The organism is Candidatus Pseudomonas phytovorans, assembly GCA_029202525.1.
Lineage (GTDB): Bacteria > Pseudomonadota > Gammaproteobacteria > Pseudomonadales > Pseudomonadaceae > Aquipseudomonas > Aquipseudomonas phytovorans.
Genome location: CP119325.1, coordinates 5,123,068 through 5,146,462, shown reverse-complemented (window position 1 = coordinate 5,146,462; position 23,395 = coordinate 5,123,068). Strand labels below are relative to the sequence as shown.

Sequence of the window (23,395 nt, the reverse complement as noted above, 5' to 3'; positions counted from 1 at the left end):
AGAATATCAAAGGCTGTCTGATATTTTTGAAAAGCTGCATAGCCGGTGTTACTGATATTTTGATTTCTGAAGTCTATGCAAATTTGCGGTGAAATAAATAATAACGTGGTGCCTCCTTTTCTGCCGAACTGACGTTAAATTTATACTTGTCGAGGATCGTTTTATGACGATAACTGCAGAGGTAGGGGGAGCAACTAGAGCTTCCGGTGAGGCGCGTAGTCGGCTAACGGGTCAAATGGGCGCTCTAAGTCTAGCGCTAACGGTGCTGGCTTTTTCTGCGCCGCTTACCACAGTCTCAGGTTACATACCTGTTGCGCTCATGTTTGGTGGTGTTGCAAGCCCGCTTGCATTTTTGCTTGTCACTGCAATGATACTGATTTTCAGTGTTGGGTATGTGACACTGAATACTACAGTTAAACGCCCAGGGGATTTCTATTCGTTTATAAGTCATGGCTTGGGTAAAGAAGCTGGGCTTGGATCTGGATTGATGGCTGCGGTTGCATATTTCCTGATTTTAACGGGAGTGGCTTCGTACTTTGGAGTGTCCTGTGCTGAGTTAAATCGCGAGATTAGTGGTGGAAGTTTACCGTGGTATTGGTATGCAATTGGGTGCTGGCTGGCGGTAGGAGTCTTAGGGTATTTAAATGTTGAGCTATCTGCAAAGGTGCTGACGTGGGTCATGATTGCCGAAGTTCTAGTGTGCTTAATTTTTGCCTTGAGTGTTCTCATTGGCGGGGAACCTAGTATTTCTCCAGCTGCTGCATTCGCGCCAAGTGAGCTCAACAAGCCAGATGTTAACTTGCCGTTTGCAATGCTTTTTGTGGTGTCTTTTTTCATGGGGTTTGAGGCTACGGCGTTATTTCGCGATGAGGTTAAACTGCCAGATACCACAATCCCAAAAGCGACCTATGGAGCTGTACTGTTCATTGGAGGGATTTACACACTTTGTGCGTTTGCCATGATTATGGCTTATGGAACCAGTGTCCAGAGTGTTGCATCTAACTCTCCTGCCTCGATGTTCACCGGCGCTTTTGCTAGGTTTTCTGAAGGGCCAGTGCACGTAATGATATCCGCCTTGATTCTCACTTCCTCATTTGCCTGTATTCTTTCGATCCATAATGTTCTTGCCCGGTACATGTATAATCTCGGGACGGACGGCGCACTCCCTAATTTTTTGGCTTCTGTTCACCCCAAGCATGGTTCGCCATACAAGGCTTCGTTTTCGGTTTCGGTGCTTGTTCTGATCGTCCTGATGCCATTCATCGCTTTAAGAGTAAATCCTGATCTTCTTTATGGTCAGCTTTCTGGTGTGGGCACAGCCGGCGTTATCTGTTTGCTGACCTTGGTCAATATTTCAGCTTTGATGTGGTATTTCACAAAGGGAAGATTTGCGAATGCAAGTTTCGTTAAGTCCTGCTTAGCTCCATCCATTTCAACTGTCTTCTTTGTGGGACTGATCGTCTTGGTGGCGGAAAACTTTGAGCTATTAGTCGGTGGGGAGCCTGGTGAGCGCGTATGGATGCTATATGGGATAATTTTCGTACAAGTAATGGGGATGGTTTTAGCTTCGTTCTATAAAAAAACTAAGCCAGAAACTTTTGCCAAGCTTGGTCGAGCCCACAATTGAAGGATTTGCCTCACGCTTGGGTGTGGGGTTTCACTCAGGCGTGATGTATGACTGGCAGTTGGTATGTGATAGTGTGCTAAGGTGAGTCGCGACTGTCTGAGCCGAGCACGATGGTAGGGAATTATGCGTAGCACTCAATATACTGTGAATATGCTAGAACGTCTCAAGGGTTACCTGAATACGTTCGACTGGAATGAGTTAACAAAAAGTAAGCAGGTTATCCTGGAGTCCTTCCTTAGAGTTGCTACGCTTGAGGGCATTTCTAATGTTTCCATGCGAAGTTTGGCTAGCGCAGCTGGCGTGAAACCTCCGACTATCTATTTCCACTTCCCTGAGGGGCGAGAGCAGATACTTTGTGCCGCGTTAAGGTGGCATTATAATAATTTCGCGCAAGCTTTGTGTGATGCAGTGCAAGAGTGCCGAACCCCTGAGGACTATTGGTCTGCACTGATCACGTTTCATGTTTCTCAACAATTGCGGCGCCCTGAGAACGATATGTGGGACGCGCTGATAGCGACTGATAGAATTGCTAAAGTTTTACCAGAAGCTCTTCGGTCTGAAGTCGACGATTGGGAAGATTTTTGTGATCACATGTATTTTGCCGTTGCGCAGGATCTGGTGGGCGCAGACTGTCCTAGAAACGCTCGCGCGCTGCGAAAGCTTGTAGATACTATAGGTGCCTGGTGGCACTGGGATGGAAGTGAAGAGGATTTAGATCGTGCGGTCGGCTATGTCTTAAATGCTTCTGAAAAGCTAATGAGGTAGTGTTTTTTTGTTTGGTTCTTCGATCGTGACTGTTAGTCAGGATGCCCATTTTAAGCGTCCTGACTAACAGTTGCCGTTTAACCAGAGACCACATTGGATCGCTTTTCTAGCAGTCGTGCTAGCGAGTAAATGAGGCATCCTGCAACCGCCATAGCTGCGCCCACGTAGCCCGTTGAAGTCCATCCCCATCCCGCATTGATCGCCTGACCGCAGATCCAAGGCCCTAAGGCGTTGGCGAAATTGAGCGCTGCATGGTTCGATGCCGCTACCAATGACTGGCCATGCTTGCTGATGTCCATGAGTCGCATCTGCAGGGCAGGCGTCAGTGCAACCATGCAGCCCAGCATGAGTGCACCGAAGATAATGCCGGTTACAGACTGGGACAGCAGTGGGAAGGCGAATAGAACTACAACGCTGAAAATCATCACCTGATTCACGGCGACGAATTTGTACTTATCGTATAGCCAGCCACCGGCATAATTACCGATCATGGTGCCCACACCGAAAACTGCGAGCATTGGTGCAATCCAGTTTTCGCCCAATTTGGTCACATGGAGCACGGTAGGAGCCAGATAGCTGTAGACACCGAACATGCCGGAGAAACCAATGGCGCCGATGGCCAGTGCGAGCCAAACCTGGGTGCTTTTGAACGAGGCGATCTCATTCCGGAAATTCATCCGAGCCTCTTGTTCCACCTCAGGGGCATGACGATACAGCAGTATCAAGCTCATTACGCTGAGGAGGGTAATGCTGCCGAATACCCACCGCCAGCCCATGGCTTGCCCGAGGAATGTGGCACCTGGTGCGCCTATAAGAATCGCTGCTGTGACCCCCATCAGAATCCTGCTGACTGCCTTGCCACGCTTGTTGAAAGGAGCCATGGATGCCGCAATCGTCGCAGCTACACCGAAATAGGCTGCGTGGGGGAATCCTGCGATAAGGCGCGAGAGCAGCAGTGTCTCGTAATTTGGCGCGAGCAGGCTGAGCGCGTTCGATACGGTGTAAATGCCCAGCAGGAACAGGATCAGATTACGTTTTTTGAGGTATACGCCAACCAGCACCATGATGGGAGCACCAATCACTACACCGAGTGCGTAGGCACTGATCAGATGGGCGACAGTTGTTTCAGGCTTAGCGAAGGCCGTGGATAGGTTTGACAGCAGTCCCATAACGGCGAACTCACCGGTGCATAACGAGAACACGCCGAGGATAAGGGCGAGCTCTACAAGCGCCTTCTGGCTTTTGAATATCGACAAAGTACACACCTCATACGGTAACGAGCAAAGCCGCACTCAAGAGATTGGATCTCTACGAGTACGGTTAGGTATTGGGTGCTAGCTGCCCCCCATCGCTCAAAGCTGGCTAAATAAATTAAGCGTGTTCCGGGCCTTGTCTGTTTTGTGCCTGTAACCTTTGCTCAGCGCGCACGTTAACATAACGAAAGGCATATATTGAAGATGTGATTGAAAAGTGACTGAACGGCATTTATTTTCAAGGCTGATAATGCGCTCTTATCAGAAATAATTTACCGGGTGTTTTTTGGGGCCGAGATTGCACAGTTAAATAATCTGGTTCTCTCGGCGTTTATTCTGTTGGAAGTTATATTAGGCGAATGGGGGTATCATATTTTCAGGTCTGCTTTCGATAGGCTGAGGTTGAGGATTTAAGCTTTCCTCAACAATCTCAATCCAATGCCTAACCGGTTTTTTTCGTGCTCCGCTGAGATGGGTCTGACAACCGATGTTGGCCGTGACGATCTCATCGGGATTGCCACTTTCAAGCGCTTTGAGCTTCTGGTCTCGCAGGCGCATTGATAGTTCTGGTTGTGTAATGGAGTAGGTACCGGCTGAGCCGCAGCACAGGTGGCCATCGGGTACCGAGGTCAATGAAAATCCAAAGCGAGTGAGAATGTCTTCCACCGCGCCACCTAATTTTTGTGCGTGCTGCAGCGTGCAAGGGCAGTGGAATGCGATGCGCTGACTTGCGCTTGGGTTCAAATTCTCAATCGACTCGGCCCTGATCACCTCAGCGAGGTCTTTGGTCAATGCACTGACAATTCGAGCTTTTTCGGCATATTCCTGGTCGTGCTCCAGCAAATGCCCATAATCACGGACGAATGCCCCACATCCGCTGGCCGTTTGCACGATCGCCTCAGCGCCCTGCTGGACTGCCGGCCACCAGCTATCTATGTTGCGCCGGGCACGTTCTAAGCCCCGTTCTTGCGCATTCAGATGGTAGTCCACAGCACCGCAGCAACCCGCTTCAGGCGCGCTTACCACCGAGATACCAAATTTATCGAGTACCCGGGCAGCTGCTGCATTGGTATTGGGGGACAGCGTGGGTTGAACGCAGCCCTCCAGCATCAGCACCTTGCGTTTATGGTGCCGGCGAGGCCGTTCTTTAGGCGGCTCGGGCAGCGGAGGGATTTTTCGCTTCAGGCTGCTTGGAAGTAAGGGTCTGAAAACCATCCCAGTCGAGCATAGTGCCTTGAACAAACTTGGGCGTGGTATCACCGTCCTGATGCCGGTTCTCAGCAGGCGCTGGGCAAGAGAGCGTGGAACCGCCTTCTCAACCACTTCACGACCGATATCTAGCAGGTTGTGGTATTGAACGCCCGATGGGCAGGTCGTTTCACAGTTCCTGCACGTCAGGCACCGATCAAGGTGTTCCTGTGTTTTGGCGGTTACTTCATTGCCTTCGAGAACTTGCTTAATCAGATAGATCCGACCGCGCGGCCCGTCGAGTTCATCGCCGAGCAACTGATAGGTTGGGCATGTAGCAGTGCAGAATCCGCAGTGCACACATGAACGGAGTATTTTCTCCGCCTCTTCTGCTCTGGGGAGCTCTTTGGCTTTTGGGCTAAGTACGGTTTGCATTGATTATCCTATGCCTCCGCGCTGATGCGGCCAGGGTTGAAGATGTTCTGAGGGTCGAACTGGTTCTTCAGATTCTTCTGATACTTCATCAGCGCCTTCGATACACGAGGGAGGGAATCATCACCTTGGGCGTAACACGTCGCATGCCCACCCGCTTGTTCGACTACTTCCCGGATCACCTGTGCACCCTCGTTAGTCTTGAGCCAGCGTTGAGCACCGCCCCAGTCCAGTATTTGCTTCCCTGGTAGGATGTAAGGCGAAATATTGCTAGGCAGAGAGATACGCCACAGCCCTTCCTGCCTCTTGAAAAAATCGGTGTCATGTTCGCGCAAGTCTCGCCAGTAGCTGTTCTCCAGCGACTCACCGCCCAGCATGCTCAGTGCCGACCTCACCGAACCTTCGCCACCCTCGATGCGTAGGTGCAGCAGAGAGCCATCGTGGCATGCAGCGCTGATCGGAATCGGTTGTTGTCCCCAGCGAGCGAGGTTCGCCAGAGCTTGCGCAGGATCCATGTCCAACGACAGGCTGGCACACGTACGCGGCTTGGGAAGTACTTTGAGCGAAACCTCGGTGATGACACCTAAGCAGCCAAAGCTGCCAGCCATGAGGCGGGAGAGGTCGTAGCCGGCTACGTTCTTCATGACCTCGCCACCAAACTTCAGGTGTTTGCCGTTCCCGATGATCACCCGGACGCCTAAGACGTAATCACGTACGGCGCCGGCCCAAGGGCGGCGAGGCCCTGAGAGCCCGCTGGCAACCATGCCGCCCACTGTGGCATCAGGGCCAAAATGAGGAGGTTCGAATGGGAGCATCTGGCCAGCGTGATCTAGCGCCGCTTCAATCTCCCATAGAGAAGTACCGGCGCGAGCAGTGATGACGAGCTCGGTCGGATCATAGTTAACGATGCCGCGATGGATACGGGTATCGAGGACTTCGCCCGCGACGTGCCCTCCCAGCATGTGCTTACTGTTGCTTCCCTGAATGCGTAGAGGGATATCCTCATTGAGCGCGTAGTTGACCTGCTCCAGCAGATCCGCGCTGTTGTCATGATCGTGCTGCATCAGAAGCGCTCCAACTCAGGGAAGGGCAGGTTGCCGTGGTGGATGTGCATCGAGCCGAACTCAGCACATCGATTGAGTGTTGGAATGTTCTTCCCTGGGTTGAGCAGGCCATGCTTATCAAAGGCGTGCTTCACCGCGTGCATCAGGGTGATCTCGTCCCCATTGAATTGAGCGCACATCTGATTGATTTTTTCTCGGCCAACCCCGTGTTCACCGGTGATGCTGCCGCCTACCTCCACGCATAGCTCAAGAATCTTTCCGCCTAACGCTTCGGCGCGTTCCAGCTCACCCTCTTGGTTGGCATCGAAGAGGATCAGCGGATGCATATTGCCGTCTCCTGCATGGAACACATTTGCAACGCGCAGCCCATAGGTATTGGAAAGCTCCTCGATTCCATTGAGAACTCGTGGAAGTTCACGGCGAGGGATCGTTCCGTCCATGCAGTAGTAATCGGGGGAGATGCGCCCCACAGCTGGAAATGCGTTTTTTCGACCTGCCCAGAAGCGCACGCGCTCTGCCTCATCCTTAGCCAGGCGCACTTCGGTCGCGCCGGCTAGCTCCAGGAGGGTTTTTACTCGGTCGCAATCTTCCTGGACATCGGCTTCTACTCCATCCAGTTCGCAGAGCAGCATGGCAGCAGCGTCTACAGGGTAGCCTGCGTGTATGAAATCCTCGCTGGCCCGGATAGAGAGGTTGTCCATCATCTCCAAACCGCCAGGAATAATTCCAGCGGCGATGATGTCCGCCACTGCCGCGCCCGCCTTTTTTACGCAGTCGAAGCTTGCCAGCAGCACTCGAGCGACCTGCGGTTTGGGGAGCAGTTTCACGGTCACTTCTGTGATAACGCCGAGCATACCCTCCGAGCCTGTGAACAGTGCCAGCAAGTCAAAGCCCGGGCTGTCCAAGGCATCGCTGCCTAGCGTCAGGGGTTCACCCTCGATTGTTAGTATCTCGACCTTGAGAATGTTATTGACGGTCAATCCGTATTTTAGGCAATGCACGCCACCTGCGTTTTCAGCGACGTTGCCGCCGATGGAGCAAGCGATCTGTGATGAAGGATCGGGAGCGTAGTAGAGACCATGGGATGCGGAGGCTTGAGAGATGGCCAGATTGCGCACACCCGGCTGTGCCCTCGCAAAACGCCCAAGAGGATTCACTTCGATAATTTGGTTGAAGCGAGCCATCACGAGTAGGATGCCTCGCTCATGTGGCAATGCACCGCCCGATAGACCGGTACCTGCCCCACGCGCTACGACGGGCACACGTAGCTCATAGCAAGTTTTCAGAATGGTCTGAACTTGATCGATCCTGGTCGGGATCACGACCAGCAAAGGCATGACTCGATAGGCCGATAGGCCGTCGCATTCGTAAGGTGTGAGCTCCTCGGTTGAGGAGAGTATTTCGAGGTCAGGCATGGCTCTGGACAGCTGGTCGAGCACCTGATTTTTGTCGATGTTGGGCAACGCACCATCGACACGCTCATCATGGAGAATGTTCATCGCGCACTCGTGTTCGGCTTTTGTTCTTGTGTGATTTCGGCCCCTGTTCGGAAGAAGTACATCAGGCAAAAACAGGAGTTAGTCCCACACTGCTCGGGTGCGACCAGCATGTCGATAAGAGAGCGATCTGGTACGACCAGTTTTTGAAGGCAACTGTCCGAAGTCCCTTTGGCTCAAGCCCTAGCAGGGATAGACTGAGGCACGTCTTCCTGCAACTTCAGGCTGGTAGTACCAGTTCATCAGGGGTCACGATGGAAAATTCGCACTCGGGCAAACAAGAAAAAACCCAAGTGGCAGACCAGGTCGCCGAACGTATTGAGCGGTTGATCGTGGATGGTGTGATCAAAGTAGGGCAGGCCCTGCCTTCCGAGCGCAGGCTCATGGCCAAAATGGGATGCTCACGTTCGGCATTGCGAGAAGGTCTACGGGTGTTGCGTGGTCGAGGTATCATCGATACGGAGCATGGGCGGGGCTCATTCGTTGCTGACCTTTCCAATACCTTGGCCACGCCACCGATGATGTACCTCTTCAGCTCTCAGCGTCGTACGCTGTATGACCTTCTGGAGGTACGGGCGCTACTTGAAGGTGAGTCGGCACGGCTCGCCGCGTTGCGAGCAACGGACGTGGATCGTTTGCTGATTCGCAAACGGTACGAGGAAATGCTGGCTGCTCACTCTGCCCCGCAAAACCATGACCCCAAAGAGCAGGCTACGCTCGACCATGCTTTCCATAGAGCAATCAGCGAAGCTTCTCACAACCCGGTGCTCGTCCATACGCTCCAGGGGTTGAGCGACCTGACCCTCAATACGGTTTTCGCGTCCGTGAATAACCTCTATTGCCGGCCTCCGCAAAAGCGGCAGATCGACAGGCAGCATTCTCGTCTTTATCACGCGGTAATTGAGCAACTTCCGGAGCAGGCTCAGCGTGCAGCACGCGACCATATCCACAGCATTAGGGACAGCCTGCGTGAAATCGAGGAAGAAGAGCAGAGGTTGGTGCGCTCGACGATGCGCCTGGAGGGATGGCACTGAATTGGCGTGCCTGGCAGCGTCTGGCGCGGTAGCGTGGTTTAAGAGAGCGGAATTTTAGGTCGCTTGGCTGAGCAGTAGCGCGGACTACTCCCCAGCCAAGCTGTCCCTTAGCGCTTATCGCGAATTGAGAAATTCGCCATATGCTCCAAGCCTTTGATCAACGCTGAGTGATCCCACTCGCCACCACCCAAAGCAACACAGGTGCTGAAGACCTGCTGTGCGTTCGAGGTGTTAGGCAGATTCAGACCCAGTTCCTTGGCACCTTGCAGAGCCAGGTTGAGGTCTTTCTGATGCAGGTTGATGCGGAAACCGGGGTCGAACGTCCCTTTGATCATGCGCTCAGCATGAACCTCCAAGATCTTCGATGAGGCGAAGCCGCCCATGAGCGCCTCGCGAACCTTGGCTGGATCTGCGCCATTTTTGGACGCAAACAGCAAAGCTTCGCTGACAGCCTGAATGTTGAGCGCGACGATGATCTGGTTGGCCACTTTAGCGGTTTGGCCATCGCCGTTGCCGCCGACGCGATTGATGTTTTTGCCCATTACGTCAAAGAGCGGATACGCCTGGTCGAATGCTGCTTGAGGGCCGCCGACCATGATGCTCAGGGTGCCGGCTTTCGCGCCGACTTCACCGCCCGATACTGGTGCGTCGAGATAGCTTGCACCTGTGGCGTTGATCTTTTCAGCGAATGCCTTGGTAGCAGTTGGAGAGATCGAGCTCATGTCGATCACGAGCTTGTTAGGGCTGATCCCTTCTGCAACACCGTTCTCGCCGAACAGGACGCTTTCGACCTGGGGCGTATCGGGAACCATCACGATGATGAACTCTGCTTCCTGGGCAACCTCTTTAGGGTTAGCCAGTCTGACTGCGCCGGCGCTGATGAGGTCATCCGGTGCGGAGCCGTGATGGGTCGATACGTAAATCTGGTGACCTGCTTTTTGCAGGTTCAAGGCCATGGGACGACCCATGATGCCGGTGCCAATGAAGCCGATCTTAGCCATGATTCATTCCTTGCATTTATGCAGTTCTGCATTTCAAGAGCGACGGCTCAGGCCGACCGCTCAATTGAAAGTGAATTGCTCAAATCACGTTATGGGTTTTCAGCCAGCTTAGGCCTGCCTCGGTGGTGGTCAGCGGCTTGTACTCTGCACCTACCCATCCCTGATAGCCGATTCGATCCAAGTGTTCGAACAGGAAGCGATAGTTGATCTCACCGGTACCGGGTTCATTGCGACCCGGGTTGTCAGCCAATTGAATGTGGTTGATCACGTTCAAGTTAGCTTCCATCGTGCTTGCCAGATCGCCTTCCATAATCTGCATGTGATAGATGTCGTACTGTAGGTACAGATTGTCACTCTGCACTTTGCTACGGATGTCGAGCGCTTGTTTGGTTGTGTTGAGATAGAAGCCCGGAATGTCTCGGGTATTGATCATCTCCATCACCAGGCGGATGCCAGCTGCCTTCAGCTTGTCAGCGGCATACTTCAGGTTGTTGATGAAGGTCATCTCCAACAACTCAGGGTCAATGCCCTGTGGCGCGATTCCCGCCAAGCAGTTGATTTGGCGGTTGCCGAGAACCTTGGCGTACGCGAGGGCGTTGTCCACACCGGCACGGAACTCGTCAACGCGATCAGGATGGCAAGCGATACCTCGCTCACCGTTGGCCCAATCGCCTGCTGGCAGATTAAAGAGCACCTGCGTAAGCCCGTGCTTTTCCAGCTGCTGCCAGATTTGCTCCGCAGGGAAGTCGTACGGGAACAGGTATTCAACGCCGGCAAAGCCGGCATTGGCTGCAGCACCGAAGCGTGCAAGGAAATCATGCTCGGTGAACAGCATAGAAAGGTTGGCTGCTAAACGTGGCATTTGGCTGTCCTCAAAAAACTCAGGAATTGCTCAGCGGCATGATCGAAGTCGGTGCATCGCTAGCGAATACCGCCAGCTCTTCGAACTCGTTGACTGCATCGATCTCTGTGCCCATGGAAATGTTGGTGACCCGCTCCAGGATCACTTCGACTACAACCGGCACGCGGTACTCTTGAGCCATGCGTTGTGCCTCTCTCAGAGCAGGGGCAATCTCAAACGGCTCGAACACGCGAATCGCTTTACAGCCCAAGCCCTCTACTACCGCGACGTGATCGACGCCGTAGCCATTGAGCTCTGGTGCGTTGATGTTCTCGAACGCCAGCTGAACGCAGTAGTCCATCTCGAAGCCGCGCTGTGCTTGACGAATCAGCCCCAAGTACGAGTTGTTTACCAAAACGTGGACGTACGGCAGATTGAACTGCGCGCCTACTGCCAGTTCCTCGATCATGAACTGGAAGTCGTAGTCACCAGACAGAGCGACGACTTGGCGACTTGGGTCAGCTTTAACTACGCCCAGCGCTGCCGGAATAGTCCAGCCCAGCGGGCCCGCCTGACCACAGTTGATCCAGTGACGCGGCTTGTACACATGCAGGAATTGAGCACCGGCGATCTGCGAAAGGCCAATGGTGCTGATGTAGCAGGTGTCTTTGCCGAATACCTGGTTCATCTCTTCGTATACGCGCTGAGGCTTGACCGGCACGTTGTCGAAATGCGTCTTGCGCTGCAGTGTGGCTTTGCGTTGCTGGCAGCTTTCCAGCCATGCCTGGCGGGACTTCAGCTTGCCAGCTGCTTTCCACTCGCGAGCGACTTCGAGGAACATGTCCAGTGCTTTGCCCGCATCGGAAACGATGCCAAGGTCAGGCGTGAAGACGCGGCCAATCTGAGTCGGCTCAATGTCGACGTGGACGAATTTACGGCCCTTGGTGTAGACGTCAACAGAGCCAGTATGGCGGTTAGCCCAGCGGTTACCGATACCAAACACGAGGTCGGATTCCAACAGGGTGGCATTGCCATAGCGGTGCGAAGTCTGCAGCCCCACCATGCCGACCATCTGTGCGTGGTCGTCAGGGATAGTGCCCCAGCCCATCAGGGTCGGGATCACCGGAACGCCAGTCAGCTCTGCGAACTCGACCAGCTTGTCACTGGCATCGGCATTGATAACGCCACCGCCGGAAACGATCAGCGGACGCTCAGCATCGTTGAGCAGGGCGAGCGCTTTTTCAGCCTGAATGCGAGTGGCACTTGGCTTGTGTACTGGCAGCGGCTCGTACGCTTCGATGTCGAATTCGATTTCGGCCATCTGTACGTCGAACGGCAAGTCGATCAGAACAGGGCCTGGGCGGCCAGTGCGCATCTCGTAGAATGCTTTCTGGAAGGCGTAAGGCACTTGGCCTGGTTCCAGAACGGTGGTTGCCCACTTGGTCACCGGCTTGACGATGCTGGTGATGTCGACGGCTTGGAAATCTTCCTTGTGCAGGCGGGCACGTGGAGCTTGGCCGGTAATGCAGAGAATAGGGATGGAGTCGGCAGCGGCACTGTACAGGCCGGTGACCATGTCGGTGCCGGCTGGGCCGGAGGTGCCGATGCACACGCCGATGTTGCCCGGGTTGGCACGGGTGTAGCCCTCGGCCATGTGCGAGGCGCCTTCAACGTGGCGTGCCAGCACGTGATCGATACCACCGACTTTCTGCAGGGCCGAGTACAGTGGGTTGATGGCCGCACCCGGAATGCCGAAAGCGGTATCGACTCCTTCGCGACGCATCACCAGGACGGCGGCATCGATTGCTCTCATTTTGGACATACTCTTTCCTCCAGGAAATCGATATATTTTTATAGGTAGCACCAGTCTGGATCAGCGGGATCCTCGGTTGAAGATCCCGAAATGAGTTTCTGTCGATATAAAAGGTATCGAATGGCACGTCTCACTGAGCTCCAAAGCTTCATTCAAATTGCGCAGAAGGGGAGCTTTGCGGCTGCTGCGTTGAGTGAGGGTGTAACGCCGGCGATGCTCGGTAGGCGGCTCGACTCCCTGGAAAAGCGCTTGGGCGTGAAACTGATGCATCGTTCAACCCGTGGCTTGCATTTGACAGAGCTGGGTGAGCAGCTATTGGAGCGTGCCAAGGATCTAGTGCGTGAATTTGATGAGATGGAAGCGAGCATCAGCAACAGCGCGAAACTGGTCAGCGGCAATCTCCTGGTTTCTGCCCCCGCTGCATTTGGTCGGCTGCACGTTGCTCCCCATGCGCTCGGGTTCCACCAGAATTTCCCCAACCTGAAATTGTCGTTCAACCTGACAGACAGCCTGGTCGACCTGGTAGGCGAAGGTTACGACCTGAGCATCCGGATCGGTTGGGTAACCGACCCGAACTACGTAGCGATCAAACTCTTCTCCAATCGCAGGGTGGTCTGCGGCACGCCGGAGTATTTCGAGAAGCACGGCAAGCCAACCCGCTTGGAGCAGTTGGTCGATCACAACTGCTTAGCCTTTACCTCGCAAGGTGGACAACCACGCGGCTGGACATTCCAGCGAGACGGTAAACAGATAGCGATGAGGGTAAGCGGAAGCATGGCCTGCAATGATGGCGAGCTGCTTTTCTCGTGGATGAGGCAGGGACTGGGGATCGGTTGGCGATCTACCTGGGAGATACATCGCGAATTGGAGAGTGGGGAACTCATAACGGTGCTGGATGAGTTTGCGTTGCCTGACTACGACATTCAGGCCGTGTATCCACAGCAACGCTTCCTTCCTGCCAAGGTGCGTCACTTCATCGATTACCTGAAAGAGGTCTATCAGAAGCCAGATTACTGGCTGTGAAAAAGGGGCGGATCAGATCCGCCCCGCACGCATTAATCCTTGAGCAGGAACGCGGCCTCAATCTCGACCGCCATGCCCGAAGGCAACGAAGATGCGCCAGTTGCTATACGCGCATGCTGGCCGGCCATGCCCAGTACTTTGGCAATCAGATCAGAGGCCGCATCCAGCACCTGCGAATGTGCCGTGAAGTCTTCCGCGCAGTTCACGACACCGGCCAAGCGTACAGCGGACACCACTTTGGATGGGTCATCACCTGTGGCATTTGCCAGATGGCTTATGATGTTGAGGGCGCAAAGCTTGGCGGCCTCTCGACCTTCCTCGATGGTGATATCTCGGCCTACTCGGCCAGAGTATTTCAGCTCGCCGTTCAAACGTGGAGCCTGGCCAGCAACGAAGAGGAAGTCGCCGGCTTTGATCGCAGGCACGTAGCTACCACGCGGCGGATTTACTGGAGGCAGCTCCAAGTTGAACTCACGCAGAGCTTCGGTGAAGGTTTTATAACTCATTTGATTTGTCTCCAGTCGCCTTGGTCGCCTTTCCAGTTGATAGAGTGGCCCATCGCACGCATCACGCTACCGCGCAGTGCTCTGACCATCCCTTCGTATTCGCGCATCGCGATGCCGTCATGAGCCGGCTCAGGCCCCATGAACATGCCATCAACACCGCCGTGAGCGATGCAGAGTTCGGTGCTACGGGTTTCAATTTCTGGTTCGTGGAACACAACCGGATTTTCCAGCAGAGCAGAAAGGGCTGCCACGATGCCGGTTGCACCCCAGTTCGAGATGTTGGAGATCACCAACCACTCTGCAGCTGTAACGGCACCTACGCCGCCACGACCTGGAATGCCGCAATCCACTGCTTTAGGTGAGAAGGTAGGCAGCTCCTTCTTGATGACACCCATCCCCAGTTCGTTACCGCCATCCCCGATAGCTAGGGTCATAAGCCCTTGCTTTTTGGCCGTGTTGAACAGGTAATCCAGGTCGCCGACCATGCCGTCCAGAGGGCGGCCACCTAGGCCGTGATACAGGCCGTTCACGTTGCAACCTGGGCGCTCGATGGAAAGCAGGAGCGAAGGTTGGGTGATGTTCAGAAGGTCATCGCTGGCTTGATGGCAAGCTTTCTTCTCCTTCGACACCGGTTTGATGTACACCGGACGCAGATACTCGATGTAATCGGCTTTACCCGACTCAGGCAGCAGGCGAGGGGCCAAGCCGGCGCCGCGACAGGTCGCCATCATCATCTCGACCCAATCTTCATCGATAACGATGACGGTCATCACGCCTAGACCCAGGAAAATAGCGCGGGCCAGCAAGGCCGCGCCGATAGGGCCATCGGTCTCTGGGACACCACCGCCTTCCGGGAACCCGGTTGCGATCGCAATCGGGCGATCCGGGTGAGATTTGGCAGCTTCGACGAGGCGCTCAGCGGCGCCCATGCAGCAGAAGCCTGGCTGATTTTTTTGCAGGGCTTCATACAGTTTGGAGATGAGACCGACGCCGGTGTAGTCGATCTTCATGAAGTCGTCGATGGTCTGCGCGACCCGTTGATATTGGGCGCTATCAGGCTTGAGCATAAGAGCTCCTTTCGCTTTTTAAGTGAATGCTTTAGTCGGCAGTGATGATTTCTGCGTAAAGCTCGGGGTCTACGTTGCCGCCGCTCAGCACGACTACGGTTGTACGGTTGCGGGTTTCAATACGCCCTTCAAGAACGGCGGCCAGACCTACGGCCCCGCCTGGTTCCAAGACGAGCTTCAACTTGTTATATGCAACCCGCATCGCTTTACGGACTTCGTCATCGGTGACGACCAAGCTGCCGGCAAGCAGGCGTTGGTTTATGTCGAACGTGAGGTCACCTGGGGTTACCACCTGCAGGGCATCACAGATAGATTTCGCACCTGGCGCGTTGCTTTCGCGCTTGCCGCTTGCCAACGAGCGAGCCAGCTCATCGAACCCTGCTGGTTCAACTGCGTAAACCTGCGTGCGCTCGTTTTTGGTACGAACAGCGGTAGCCAAACCCGCGATTAGGCCGCCACCGCTGCAAGCGGCGAGAACGCTGTCGGCCTCGATGCCCATCTCTTCGAGATCTTGCATGATCTCCAGGCCCACAGTGCCTTGGCCGGCGATGATGAATGGGTCGTTGTAGGGAGGAACCATGGTTGCGCCGGTGCGGTTAGCAATTTCGGCGCCGATGGCTTCACGGTCGTCCTTCTGGCGGTCGTAGAGAATGACAGTTGCGCCATTGGCCCGTGCACCTTTGATCTTGGCTTGTGGAGCATCAGACGGCATGATGATCGTCGCGGGGATGCTCAGGATACGAGCAACCGCCGACGTCGCAAGAGCGTGGTTACCTGAAGAGAAGGCAACCACCCCTGCGCGTTGTTGCTTTGCGGACAACTGAAGCAAACGGTTGCACGCTCCACGGAACTTGAAGGATGCAGTGCGTTGCAGAACCTCAGGCTTGAACAGCAGCCGACCGCCCACCAGCTCGTTCAGCTCTGGACTTTCCAGCAGGGGCGTTCGCGCCGCGTAATCTTGAATCCTGATTGCGGCTTCCTCGATGTCTTTCAATGTGGGAGGAAGCGGTCGGTCGCTGTTTTCAATACTGGACATGTCAATACCTTCTTATTTGTGAGCAAAAGCGCTCGCTCTCACGTTGGAAAAGAGTGTAAGAACGCGTTTCGAAAGCTGTAAATTAAAAAAAACTGCTCATGTTCGTTAAGGAAAGTTGAACAGATGTCCAGGGGTACTTATGAATACGAAGCTTCTTGAGACGTTTGTAGAACTGGCTCGCACGCCGCATTTGAGAAAACTCGCCGAGCGTCTACATGCCACGCCTTCAGCGTTGTCCATGAGGATGAAAAACCTGGAGGAGCAATTAGGGGTCGAGCTTTTCACCTCTGATAATAAAATGCTCTCACTGACCGAGGAGGGGAGGCGTCTATTGCCGTTTGCAGAAGCTGCGATATCGGCGCTGCAGGACTTTTTGGGCGCGGCTTCACAGTTGTCCGACATCGGCGGTGTGGTGCGGGTAGGGCTAATCGAGGCAGCTGTCTACACGTTGCTTCCCGAGCTCGTGAAGCGCACTAAAGCTGATCTCCCGAATGTCAACGTGACATGGGTGGTTGGGTTAACAGCAGATCTGATCGAGCAACTCAATCGAGGAGAGCTTGATCTGGTGCTTTCCTTGGACAAGCAGCCTCAAAACCCCTACGCGGTGGCGGAGCAACTGCTAACGCTTTCTACCAAGTGGGTCGGCAAGGCGGGTATTGCGAGCGATTTAGCTGACGAGTCGTTCATATTTTCGCACCAAATCTTAACGCCGATGAGCAATACGACGCCTTCTGACGACGCTGCTCGAACGGTACAGAAGCTCGCGTTCAAGTACGGGATTAGCCCTACCACCATCCAGCTGTCCTGCTCACCATCGATATCTGCGCTTATCACGTTGATTCGTAACGGAATCGGCATTGGTGTACTCCCTGCCATCTTGGTAAAAGAGCACCTAGCGAGCGCTGAGTTGGAGATCCTTCCGGTGACCGCGCCTCCCCCCATGATTATTCATCGATGGCACCTCACCAACGCAGGCCCGGCAACCCTGCGGGTTGCAGATCTGGCCTCAACCGTCGCTGCCGACCTGGAGGCGGGGCGGCGCGAGAGCTTGTGAACAGCTTCCGTATTAAGGGTGTACAGCGCGGTGATAGGGTGCGCAATTGTCTCTGATAACCACTCATTATCAGAGACAATAGGTAATGAAAATTTGACGTTATCGAAGGGTGGCGCGAGGATGATCTTCAGCGCGATGAGCACGCTCAACACGATGTTGGAATGTTGCATGGTAGGTTCGATTGACTCCGAACAGATCATCTGCATCTGTGTGCACTAAGCCGAGTATCCATCATAAAAACAAATTGTGGCGCTTCACTTGAGTAATCACTACTGCCGTTTACTAAAGTTGCGCTTACGAGTCGAGGAGAAAGGAAGAAATGGCTATGAGTATTGATGCTTCCGAAAGCGTCGGAGACGCTGCAGTCAGTCAGAAGAAATTGTCGGGTAACATGGGTGCGCTGAGTTTGGCTATGACTGTTCTGGCTTTCTCTGCACCACTTACTACAGTTGCGGGTTACATTCCGGTTTCTCTAGGCTTCGGAGGTGTGGCGAGCCCGCTTCTGTTTGTGCTGGTGGCTGCGGTCATGCTCTTGTTTGGTATAGGGTATATTGCGCTCAATAATATGGTTCGTAGGTCGGGTGATTTTTATTCATTTATTACTTACGGCTTGGGTAAGTCAGCTGGTCTTGGAGCAGGTTTAACAGCTGCGGTATCTTATTTTGTCCTTCTTGCAGGTATTACTTCTTACTTTGGCGTTGCATGCTCAGATTTCCACAGAAGCCTGACCGGGACAGCTTTCCCTTGGTATTATTATTCGTTAACCTGCTGGGCTGTCGTGGGTATCCTAGGCTATCTCCATGTGGAGCTTTCGGCCAAGGTTTTGCTTTGGGTTATGTTGTCTGAAATTGTGGTCTGCTTGGGTTTCGCGTTCGGTGTATTGAGTGTAGGTGGCGACACGGGTATGGCTGCATCGGCTCCCTTTTCACCGAGCGAGCTTTCCAAAGAAGGTGTGAATATTCCTTTTGCGATGCTGTTCGCTGTGTCGTTCTTCATGGGCTTTGAGGCGACCGCGCTGTACCGAGATGAAGTTCGAGATCCAGACAAAACCATCCGTCGCGCTACCTATGGCTCGATTATCTTCATCGGTGCGATGTACACCATCTGTGCTTATGCGTTGGTCACTGCATACGGGGATAGTGTGCAGCAAGTAGCCACCGAGTCTCCAGCCACTATGTTCTCACTGGCATTCAGCAAATACATTGATGGGCGATTCCAGGTAATCGTGACCATCCTGGTGCTGACCTCTGCCTTTGCCTCTTCTCTCTCTACCCATAACGTGCTTTCGCGTTACCTCTTCAACCTGGGTAATGATCGTGCGCTGCCGAAATTCCTTGGCAACATCCATGTGAAGCATTCCTCTCCGTTTGCAGCTTCGATGAGCGTGTCAACGATGGTACTTTGTGTTCTCATGCCGTTCATTATCATTGGTGCTAAGCCTGAGCTTCTCTACGGCCAACTCTCCGGAGTGGGTACCTCGGGTGTGATCATCCTGATGGCTGTGGTCAATCTCTCTGCTCTGACTTGGTTTGTGCGCAAAGGGCGTCACGATGGTGCCAGCTTTGCAAAGGCCTTCCTGGCCCCGATCATTTCGGGGGCCTTCTTCGTTGGCTTGGTGACTCTGGTGGCCTACCACTTTGACCTCTTGGTGGGCGGAGAGCCTGGTGAGCGCACGTGGATGCTGCTTTGCTTGATAGGGGTTCTTATTGCTGGTATGGGGCTGGCTCAATACTTCAAGGTCGCACGCCCTGAAGTGTATGAGCGATTGGGACGAAACCCGGCAGCTTGATGATGAAAAACGGAGCCCTAGGGCTCCGTTTTTTATACTCGCCAGTATTCCGCTGCTACCTTCTGTGCAAGCTGCGCAACCATCCTGTTGAGAGGCATATCTGCTCGCTCGATAAAGCTCGCAGTGAATGACATCACTGGCATCTCATGGGTTGAAGCTACAGTGTGAAGCTTACCGCTAGCGAGCTCATCAAACACGGCATGCTCTGGGATGGCTGCGATGCCGATGCCGTCAATCGTCATTTTTACGATCGAAGAAAGCGACGAGTTCGAGAAAAGTCGTACCTTATGAAGCCCTTTTCGGTCGAACATGTCCTTCAGCTGCCAGTACGGTCGAGTGTTTCTCGCGTAGGTGATGACTGGATACGATGCGATTTCTTCCAGAGTTAGTGGTTTGTCCCCCAGGTCTAGGTTGGGTGACTTGATCCAGCTCATCGGATAGCTACACAGCGGCAGATTCTCGGCGTTGCCGATGTTCACTGGGCCCATCAGTAAGGCGACGTCCAGGGTGCAGTCTGCGAGTCCAGTCGTCATGTTGGCCGTGCTGTCCACGACGACGTCCATGGTGATCTCGGGGTATTCCAGGCTCAGCTGCTTGAGCAGGTCGGAAAGCCAGGTATGAACAATGGTGTCGGAGGCTCCCAAGCTAACGCTGCCACTTAGCCCTTTACGACCTGCGACCGCTTCGACCATTTCGCTCTCAAGCGCAATCATGCGTTCTGCGTACGTGAGCAGCTCGCGCCCTTGAGCTGTGAGGAAGCATCCCCGCTTGTCCCGTTCGAACAATCGACCATTGAGTTGGCGTTCGAGCTGTGCAATCCGCGCTGACACTGCTGGTTGGGAGGTATGGAGCTTGTCTGCCGCTTTGTGAAAACCGCCTAGCTGCGCAACCGCGTAGAAGGTTTGAAGGCTTCGTAGATCGATCATGCCGCGCCTCTATCTTATTGTGTATTGCCGTGCGTGCGCCGCCGTAGACAGGTCGCCGTGCATCCCTCTGCTGATACGTTACCGCAGAAATCGAGGGAAATGCGCAGGGGCCGAGGCTTTTTTTGTAGGCCTCGTTCAGCCTCACCGATAAGAAGACGTTATCTCTGACAATCCGCAATCGCAATTGGACGTTATCAGCCTATCGCGAGACGATTGGGCTACGAGGCAGTCACTGCACCCTGGAGTCGCAAGCCTTCAGGACGCCCTCAGCGGTTGAGGGCGCTGGGTTGTGGCGCACAATAACGACAAGACAAGTTGCACTATTCAAATGAGGAGAAGTGGAATGTTCTCGCCGCATTTGCCCCGCGAGCGTTTGCTTGAAGCCTACCGCGCTATGCAAACGATCCGTAGCTTCGAAGAGCGTGTGATTAACGAGATGGGTACCGGTGATATCCCCGGCAGCACTCACCTCTATGCTGGCCAGGAGGCAAGTGCAGTTGGCGTATGCATGCACCTCACGGATGAAGACTACATCTCGTCGACGCATCGTGGTCACGGCCACTGTATCGCCAAAGGTTGCGATATCAACGCGATGATGGCCGAGTTGTTCGGTCGAGTAACCGGGACTTGCGGTGGCAAAGGTGGCTCCCAGCACATCGCCGATCTGCGCAAGGGCATGCTGGGTGCAAACGGTATCGTTGCCGGCGGCGCACCGATCACCTGCGGTGCAGCGTTGAGTTTGAAACTGCAGAAAACTGATCGTGTTGCGATCGCCTTCGCGGGCGACGGCGCCATGAACGAAGGGGCTATGGCTGAGAGCCTCAACCTCGCAAAAATCTGGATGCTGCCGATCATCTTCGTGATCGAAGATAATGGTTTTGGTGAAGCGACCGCTAACGAGTTCGTTTCCGCTGGTAGCTTTACCCGACGTGCCCAAGGTTATGACATCCCAGCTACCGAAGTAGATGGCACCGACGTCTTCAAGGTCTACACAATCGCCGGTGAGGCTATTGCTCGCGCCCGTGCTGGTGGTGGCCCGTCCCTGCTTCACATCAGTGTTCCTCGTTATTACGGTCACTACAGCGGTGACCCGGACACTTACCGTACGCCGGAAGAGAAGAAGATCATGCGTCAGGAACAAGACTGCCTGATCAAGTTCCGCGATAAGGTCGCTACTGAGTCCCTGGTGGACGTAGCTGCTCTGGACGAGATTGACGCAGAGGTGACAGCGGCTGTTAACGAATCCGTGGCGTTTGCACGCGCTTCCGAGTTCCCACCGCTTTCTGCTCTCACCACCGACGTCTACGTGAAGTATCTGTAAGGAGCGCACCATGGCTAAAATTTCTTTCCGTCAGGCGCTCAACGATGCTTTGCGCCTGGAAATGCAGCGTGATCCACGCGTAATCATGATGGGCGAAGACCTCACAGGTGGCGCCGGTGGTAACGGCGTTAAGGATGCTTGGGGTGGCGCGTTCGGTGTGACTCGCGGGCTGCTGGGCGAGTTCGGCCCAGATCGCATTCGCGATACCCCTATCAGTGAGACTGCCTTTATCGGTGCTGCAGCTGGTGCTGCGCTGACTGGTATGCGCCCGATCGCCGAGCTGATGTTTGTAGACTTCGCTGGTGTGTGTCTCGACCAAATCGTCAACCAGATCGCGAAGTTCCGCTACATGTTTGGTGGGCATGCTCGTTCGCCGCTTGTGATCCGTGCTACCTACGGGGCTGGTACCCGTTCTGCAGCCCAGCATACCCAAGCGTTCTATCCGATCTTCACTCATGTGCCAGGTTTGAAGGTGGTCATTCCATCTAACCCTTACGATGCAAAAGGGTTGCTGCTTCAAGCTATTCGGGATGATGACCCTGTCATCTTCCTGGAGAACAAGATGTTGTATGACACCATGGGTGAAGTTCCTGATGGGGCCTATACCGTCCCCTTCGGTGAGGCCCGAGTGGTACGCGATGGCAAAGATGTCATGATCGTAGCCATCGGCCGCATGGTTCACATTGCTGAGGAAGCAGCTCGCAAGCTGCAGTCCGAAGGTATATCTGCGTGTGTGATCGATCCGCGTACAACCTCGCCGCTTGATGAAGATACCTTGATGGACTTCGCCGAAGAGATCGGTCGGGTTGTCATCGTGGATGAGGCGAACCCGCGTTGCGGTATCGCTGCCGATATCTCGGCACTGCTGGCTGATAAATGCTTCGACTCGCTCAAAGCGCCGATCAAAATGGTCACTGCGCCGCACACTCCAGTGCCTTATGCCCCGAATCTTGAGGATGCATATGTGCCTAATGCCGAGGCGGTTATCCGCGCGGTCAAGTCGATCGTTAAGAGGTAAGCAGTATGTCGATTGAAGCAGTCACCATCCCCAAGTGGGGCATGACGATGACCGAAGGCATTGTCGCCGATTGGCTAGTAGCCGAAGGTGATGAGGTCTCCCGGGGCCAGGAAATCATCGAGGTAGAATCGACCAAAACCACCAATGCGGTGGAGTCGGCTGCAAGTGGCATTCTTCGTCGCATCGTCGTCCAAGTCGGTGATACCGCGCCGGTAGGGGCGCTTGTAGGCGTCATCGCCGATGCTTCAGTAAGCGATGAGGACATCGATGCCTTTATTGCTTCGTTCGCTGACGCCAACGGTGGAGCAGTTGAGGAAGATCCGAACGCGCCTGTCGTCAAGGGTGTAGACGTCGGTGACGGTCGTGTTGTGAACGTCCTGACCATGGGCGCAGAGTCGGACGAAAGCGTCGTCCTGATTCATGGCTTCGGAGGCGACCTCTCCACTTGGCTGTTCAACCAGGACGCGTTTGCGAAAGATTACCGTGTCGTCGCCGTAGACTTGCCTGGGCATGGCGCATCTACTCCGATCCAGGGCAGCAACGTCTTCGAGGATCTGGTAGGCGCCGTCGACCGTGCTCTCGAAACCGTAGCGCCGGGCAAGATGCACCTTGTAGCTCACTCATTCGGTGGTGCGGTTGCGGCAGCATTAGCTGCACGCCAGTCGGGTCGAGTGGCATCGCTGTCGCTGATCGCTCCTGTGGGCCTTGGTAAGCAGATCAACAAGACCTTCCTGGATGACTTCATCTCTGCAGAGCGTCGCCGTCCGTTGAAGGAAGTGCTTGAGCGTCTGCTGGCTGATCCGTCGAAGATCAGCAACGATATGATCGAGGGCACTCTGCGCTTCAAGCGTCTCGAAGGTGTGCCGGAGGCGCTCTCCGCTATCCGTGACACCATCGTTGACGCAGATGGCCAGCAGCGGCACTGGATTGCCGGCACCATCGCCGACTTCAATGGCCCGGTAGCCCTGATTTGGGGTCAAAAGGATCAGATTGTTCCGCTGCCAGGCGAACAGCAGATCCCATCGCGAGCCAAGCTGAAAGTAGTTAACGCCGTTGGGCACATGCCTCAGATGGAAGCCGCTTCGGAAGTTAATGCTCTGGTTCTGGATAACATCGCCCAAGCGAAGTGATCCACTACGCC

At 54.4% G+C, this 23,395-nt stretch carries 20 protein-coding genes; 9 read left to right on the top strand and 11 right to left on the bottom strand.

The annotated features are described in order from the left end of the window. The first annotated feature begins 163 nt into the window (after positions 1-163). Both P0Y58_22600 and P0Y58_22595 read left to right on the top strand, forming a co-directional pair. Complete coding sequence (locus P0Y58_22600; protein WEK29657.1) at positions 164-1,627, top strand: APC family permease; 1,464 nt, start codon at positions 164-166, stop codon at positions 1,625-1,627. A 123-nt stretch (positions 1,628-1,750) separates the two neighbouring features. Further along, complete coding sequence (locus tag P0Y58_22595; GenBank protein WEK29656.1) at positions 1,751-2,392, top strand: TetR/AcrR family transcriptional regulator; 642 nt, start codon at positions 1,751-1,753, stop codon at positions 2,390-2,392. 77 nt (positions 2,393-2,469) lie between these two features. On the opposite strand, the gene P0Y58_22590 is transcribed toward P0Y58_22595, so the two are convergent. The 4 genes from P0Y58_22590 to glcD form a co-directional block, all read right to left on the bottom strand. Then, positions 2,470-3,648, bottom strand: coding sequence for an MFS transporter (locus tag P0Y58_22590; GenBank protein WEK29655.1), 1,179 nt, complete (start codon positions 3,646-3,648; stop codon positions 2,470-2,472). Between the two features lie 348 nt (positions 3,649-3,996). Continuing rightward, positions 3,997-5,268 (bottom strand): glycolate oxidase subunit GlcF, encoded by a 1,272-nt coding sequence (glcF, locus tag P0Y58_22585; protein WEK29654.1) that lies wholly within the window; start codon positions 5,266-5,268, stop codon positions 3,997-3,999. Positions 5,269-5,276: 8 nt separating this feature from the next. Continuing rightward, positions 5,277-6,329, bottom strand: coding sequence for a glycolate oxidase subunit GlcE (gene glcE / locus P0Y58_22580; protein ID WEK29653.1), 1,053 nt, complete (start codon positions 6,327-6,329; stop codon positions 5,277-5,279). Continuing rightward, complete coding sequence (gene glcD, locus P0Y58_22575) at positions 6,329-7,828, bottom strand: glycolate oxidase subunit GlcD (protein WEK29652.1); 1,500 nt, start codon at positions 7,826-7,828, stop codon at positions 6,329-6,331. The genes glcE and glcD overlap by 1 nt, the downstream gene beginning before the upstream one ends. A gap of 251 nt (positions 7,829-8,079) precedes the next feature. On the opposite strand from glcD, the gene glcC reads away from it, so the two are divergent. After that, positions 8,080-8,859 (top strand): transcriptional regulator GlcC, encoded by a 780-nt coding sequence (gene glcC / locus P0Y58_22570; protein ID WEK29651.1) that lies wholly within the window; start codon positions 8,080-8,082, stop codon positions 8,857-8,859. A 107-nt stretch (positions 8,860-8,966) separates the two neighbouring features. On the opposite strand, the gene P0Y58_22565 is transcribed toward glcC, so the two are convergent. The 3 genes from P0Y58_22565 to gcl all read right to left on the bottom strand — a co-directional run bounded on the left by P0Y58_22565 (position 8,967) and on the right by gcl (position 12,523). After that, the gene (locus P0Y58_22565) at positions 8,967-9,860 is read right to left on the bottom strand and encodes a 2-hydroxy-3-oxopropionate reductase (protein ID WEK29650.1); all 894 of its coding nucleotides are present in this window, start codon (positions 9,858-9,860) and stop codon (positions 8,967-8,969) included. Positions 9,861-9,939: 79 nt separating this feature from the next. Next, entirely contained in the window at positions 9,940-10,722 is a 783-nt protein-coding gene (gene hyi, locus P0Y58_22560; GenBank protein ID WEK29649.1) for a hydroxypyruvate isomerase, read from the bottom strand. 19 nt (positions 10,723-10,741) lie between these two features. Next, positions 10,742-12,523: a glyoxylate carboligase gene (gene gcl / locus P0Y58_22555; protein WEK29648.1), complete on the bottom strand. Its 1,782-nt coding sequence runs from the start codon at positions 12,521-12,523 to the stop codon at positions 10,742-10,744. Between the two features lie 111 nt (positions 12,524-12,634). Between gcl and P0Y58_22550 the strand changes: the two genes are divergently transcribed. Then, positions 12,635-13,537 (top strand): LysR family transcriptional regulator, encoded by a 903-nt coding sequence (locus P0Y58_22550; GenBank protein WEK29647.1) that lies wholly within the window; start codon positions 12,635-12,637, stop codon positions 13,535-13,537. Positions 13,538-13,569: 32 nt separating this feature from the next. Here the strand turns inward: P0Y58_22550 and P0Y58_22545 are convergent, their stop codons facing one another. From P0Y58_22545 to P0Y58_22535, 3 genes are read right to left on the bottom strand one after another with little or no spacing between them, the layout of a single operon-like run. Beyond that, positions 13,570-14,043 (bottom strand): RidA family protein, encoded by a 474-nt coding sequence (locus P0Y58_22545; protein WEK29646.1) that lies wholly within the window; start codon positions 14,041-14,043, stop codon positions 13,570-13,572. After that, entirely contained in the window at positions 14,040-15,110 is a 1,071-nt protein-coding gene (locus P0Y58_22540; protein WEK29645.1) for a DUF4392 domain-containing protein, read from the bottom strand. Before P0Y58_22540 ends, P0Y58_22545 begins: the two co-directional genes overlap by 4 nt. Positions 15,111-15,141: 31 nt before the next feature. After that, on the bottom strand, positions 15,142-16,146 hold the full coding sequence (locus P0Y58_22535) for a threonine/serine dehydratase (GenBank protein WEK29644.1): 1,005 nt from the start codon (positions 16,144-16,146) through the stop codon (positions 15,142-15,144). Positions 16,147-16,285: 139 nt separating this feature from the next. On the opposite strand from P0Y58_22535, the gene P0Y58_22530 reads away from it, so the two are divergent. Then, entirely contained in the window at positions 16,286-17,200 is a 915-nt protein-coding gene (locus P0Y58_22530; GenBank protein ID WEK29643.1) for a LysR family transcriptional regulator, read from the top strand. 325 nt (positions 17,201-17,525) lie between these two features. Beyond that, positions 17,526-18,989: an APC family permease gene (locus P0Y58_22525; GenBank protein ID WEK29642.1), complete on the top strand. Its 1,464-nt coding sequence runs from the start codon at positions 17,526-17,528 to the stop codon at positions 18,987-18,989. Between the two features lie 32 nt (positions 18,990-19,021). Here P0Y58_22525 and P0Y58_22520 read toward each other — a convergent pair whose 3' ends face one another. After that, positions 19,022-19,915: a LysR family transcriptional regulator gene (locus P0Y58_22520; GenBank protein WEK29641.1), complete on the bottom strand. Its 894-nt coding sequence runs from the start codon at positions 19,913-19,915 to the stop codon at positions 19,022-19,024. A 343-nt stretch (positions 19,916-20,258) separates the two neighbouring features. Between P0Y58_22520 and P0Y58_22515 the strand changes: the two genes are divergently transcribed. The 3 genes from P0Y58_22515 to P0Y58_22505 are packed head-to-tail and all read left to right on the top strand — an operon-like array spanning position 20,259 to position 23,384. Further along, positions 20,259-21,236, top strand: a complete 978-nt coding sequence (locus P0Y58_22515; protein WEK29640.1) for a thiamine pyrophosphate-dependent dehydrogenase E1 component subunit alpha — start codon at positions 20,259-20,261, stop codon at positions 21,234-21,236. Between the two features lie 10 nt (positions 21,237-21,246). After that, entirely contained in the window at positions 21,247-22,254 is a 1,008-nt protein-coding gene (locus P0Y58_22510) for an alpha-ketoacid dehydrogenase subunit beta (protein WEK29639.1), read from the top strand. Between the two features lie 5 nt (positions 22,255-22,259). Next, positions 22,260-23,384, top strand: a complete 1,125-nt coding sequence (locus P0Y58_22505; protein WEK29638.1) for an acetoin dehydrogenase dihydrolipoyllysine-residue acetyltransferase subunit — start codon at positions 22,260-22,262, stop codon at positions 23,382-23,384. Positions 23,385-23,395: the final 11 nt, after the last annotated feature.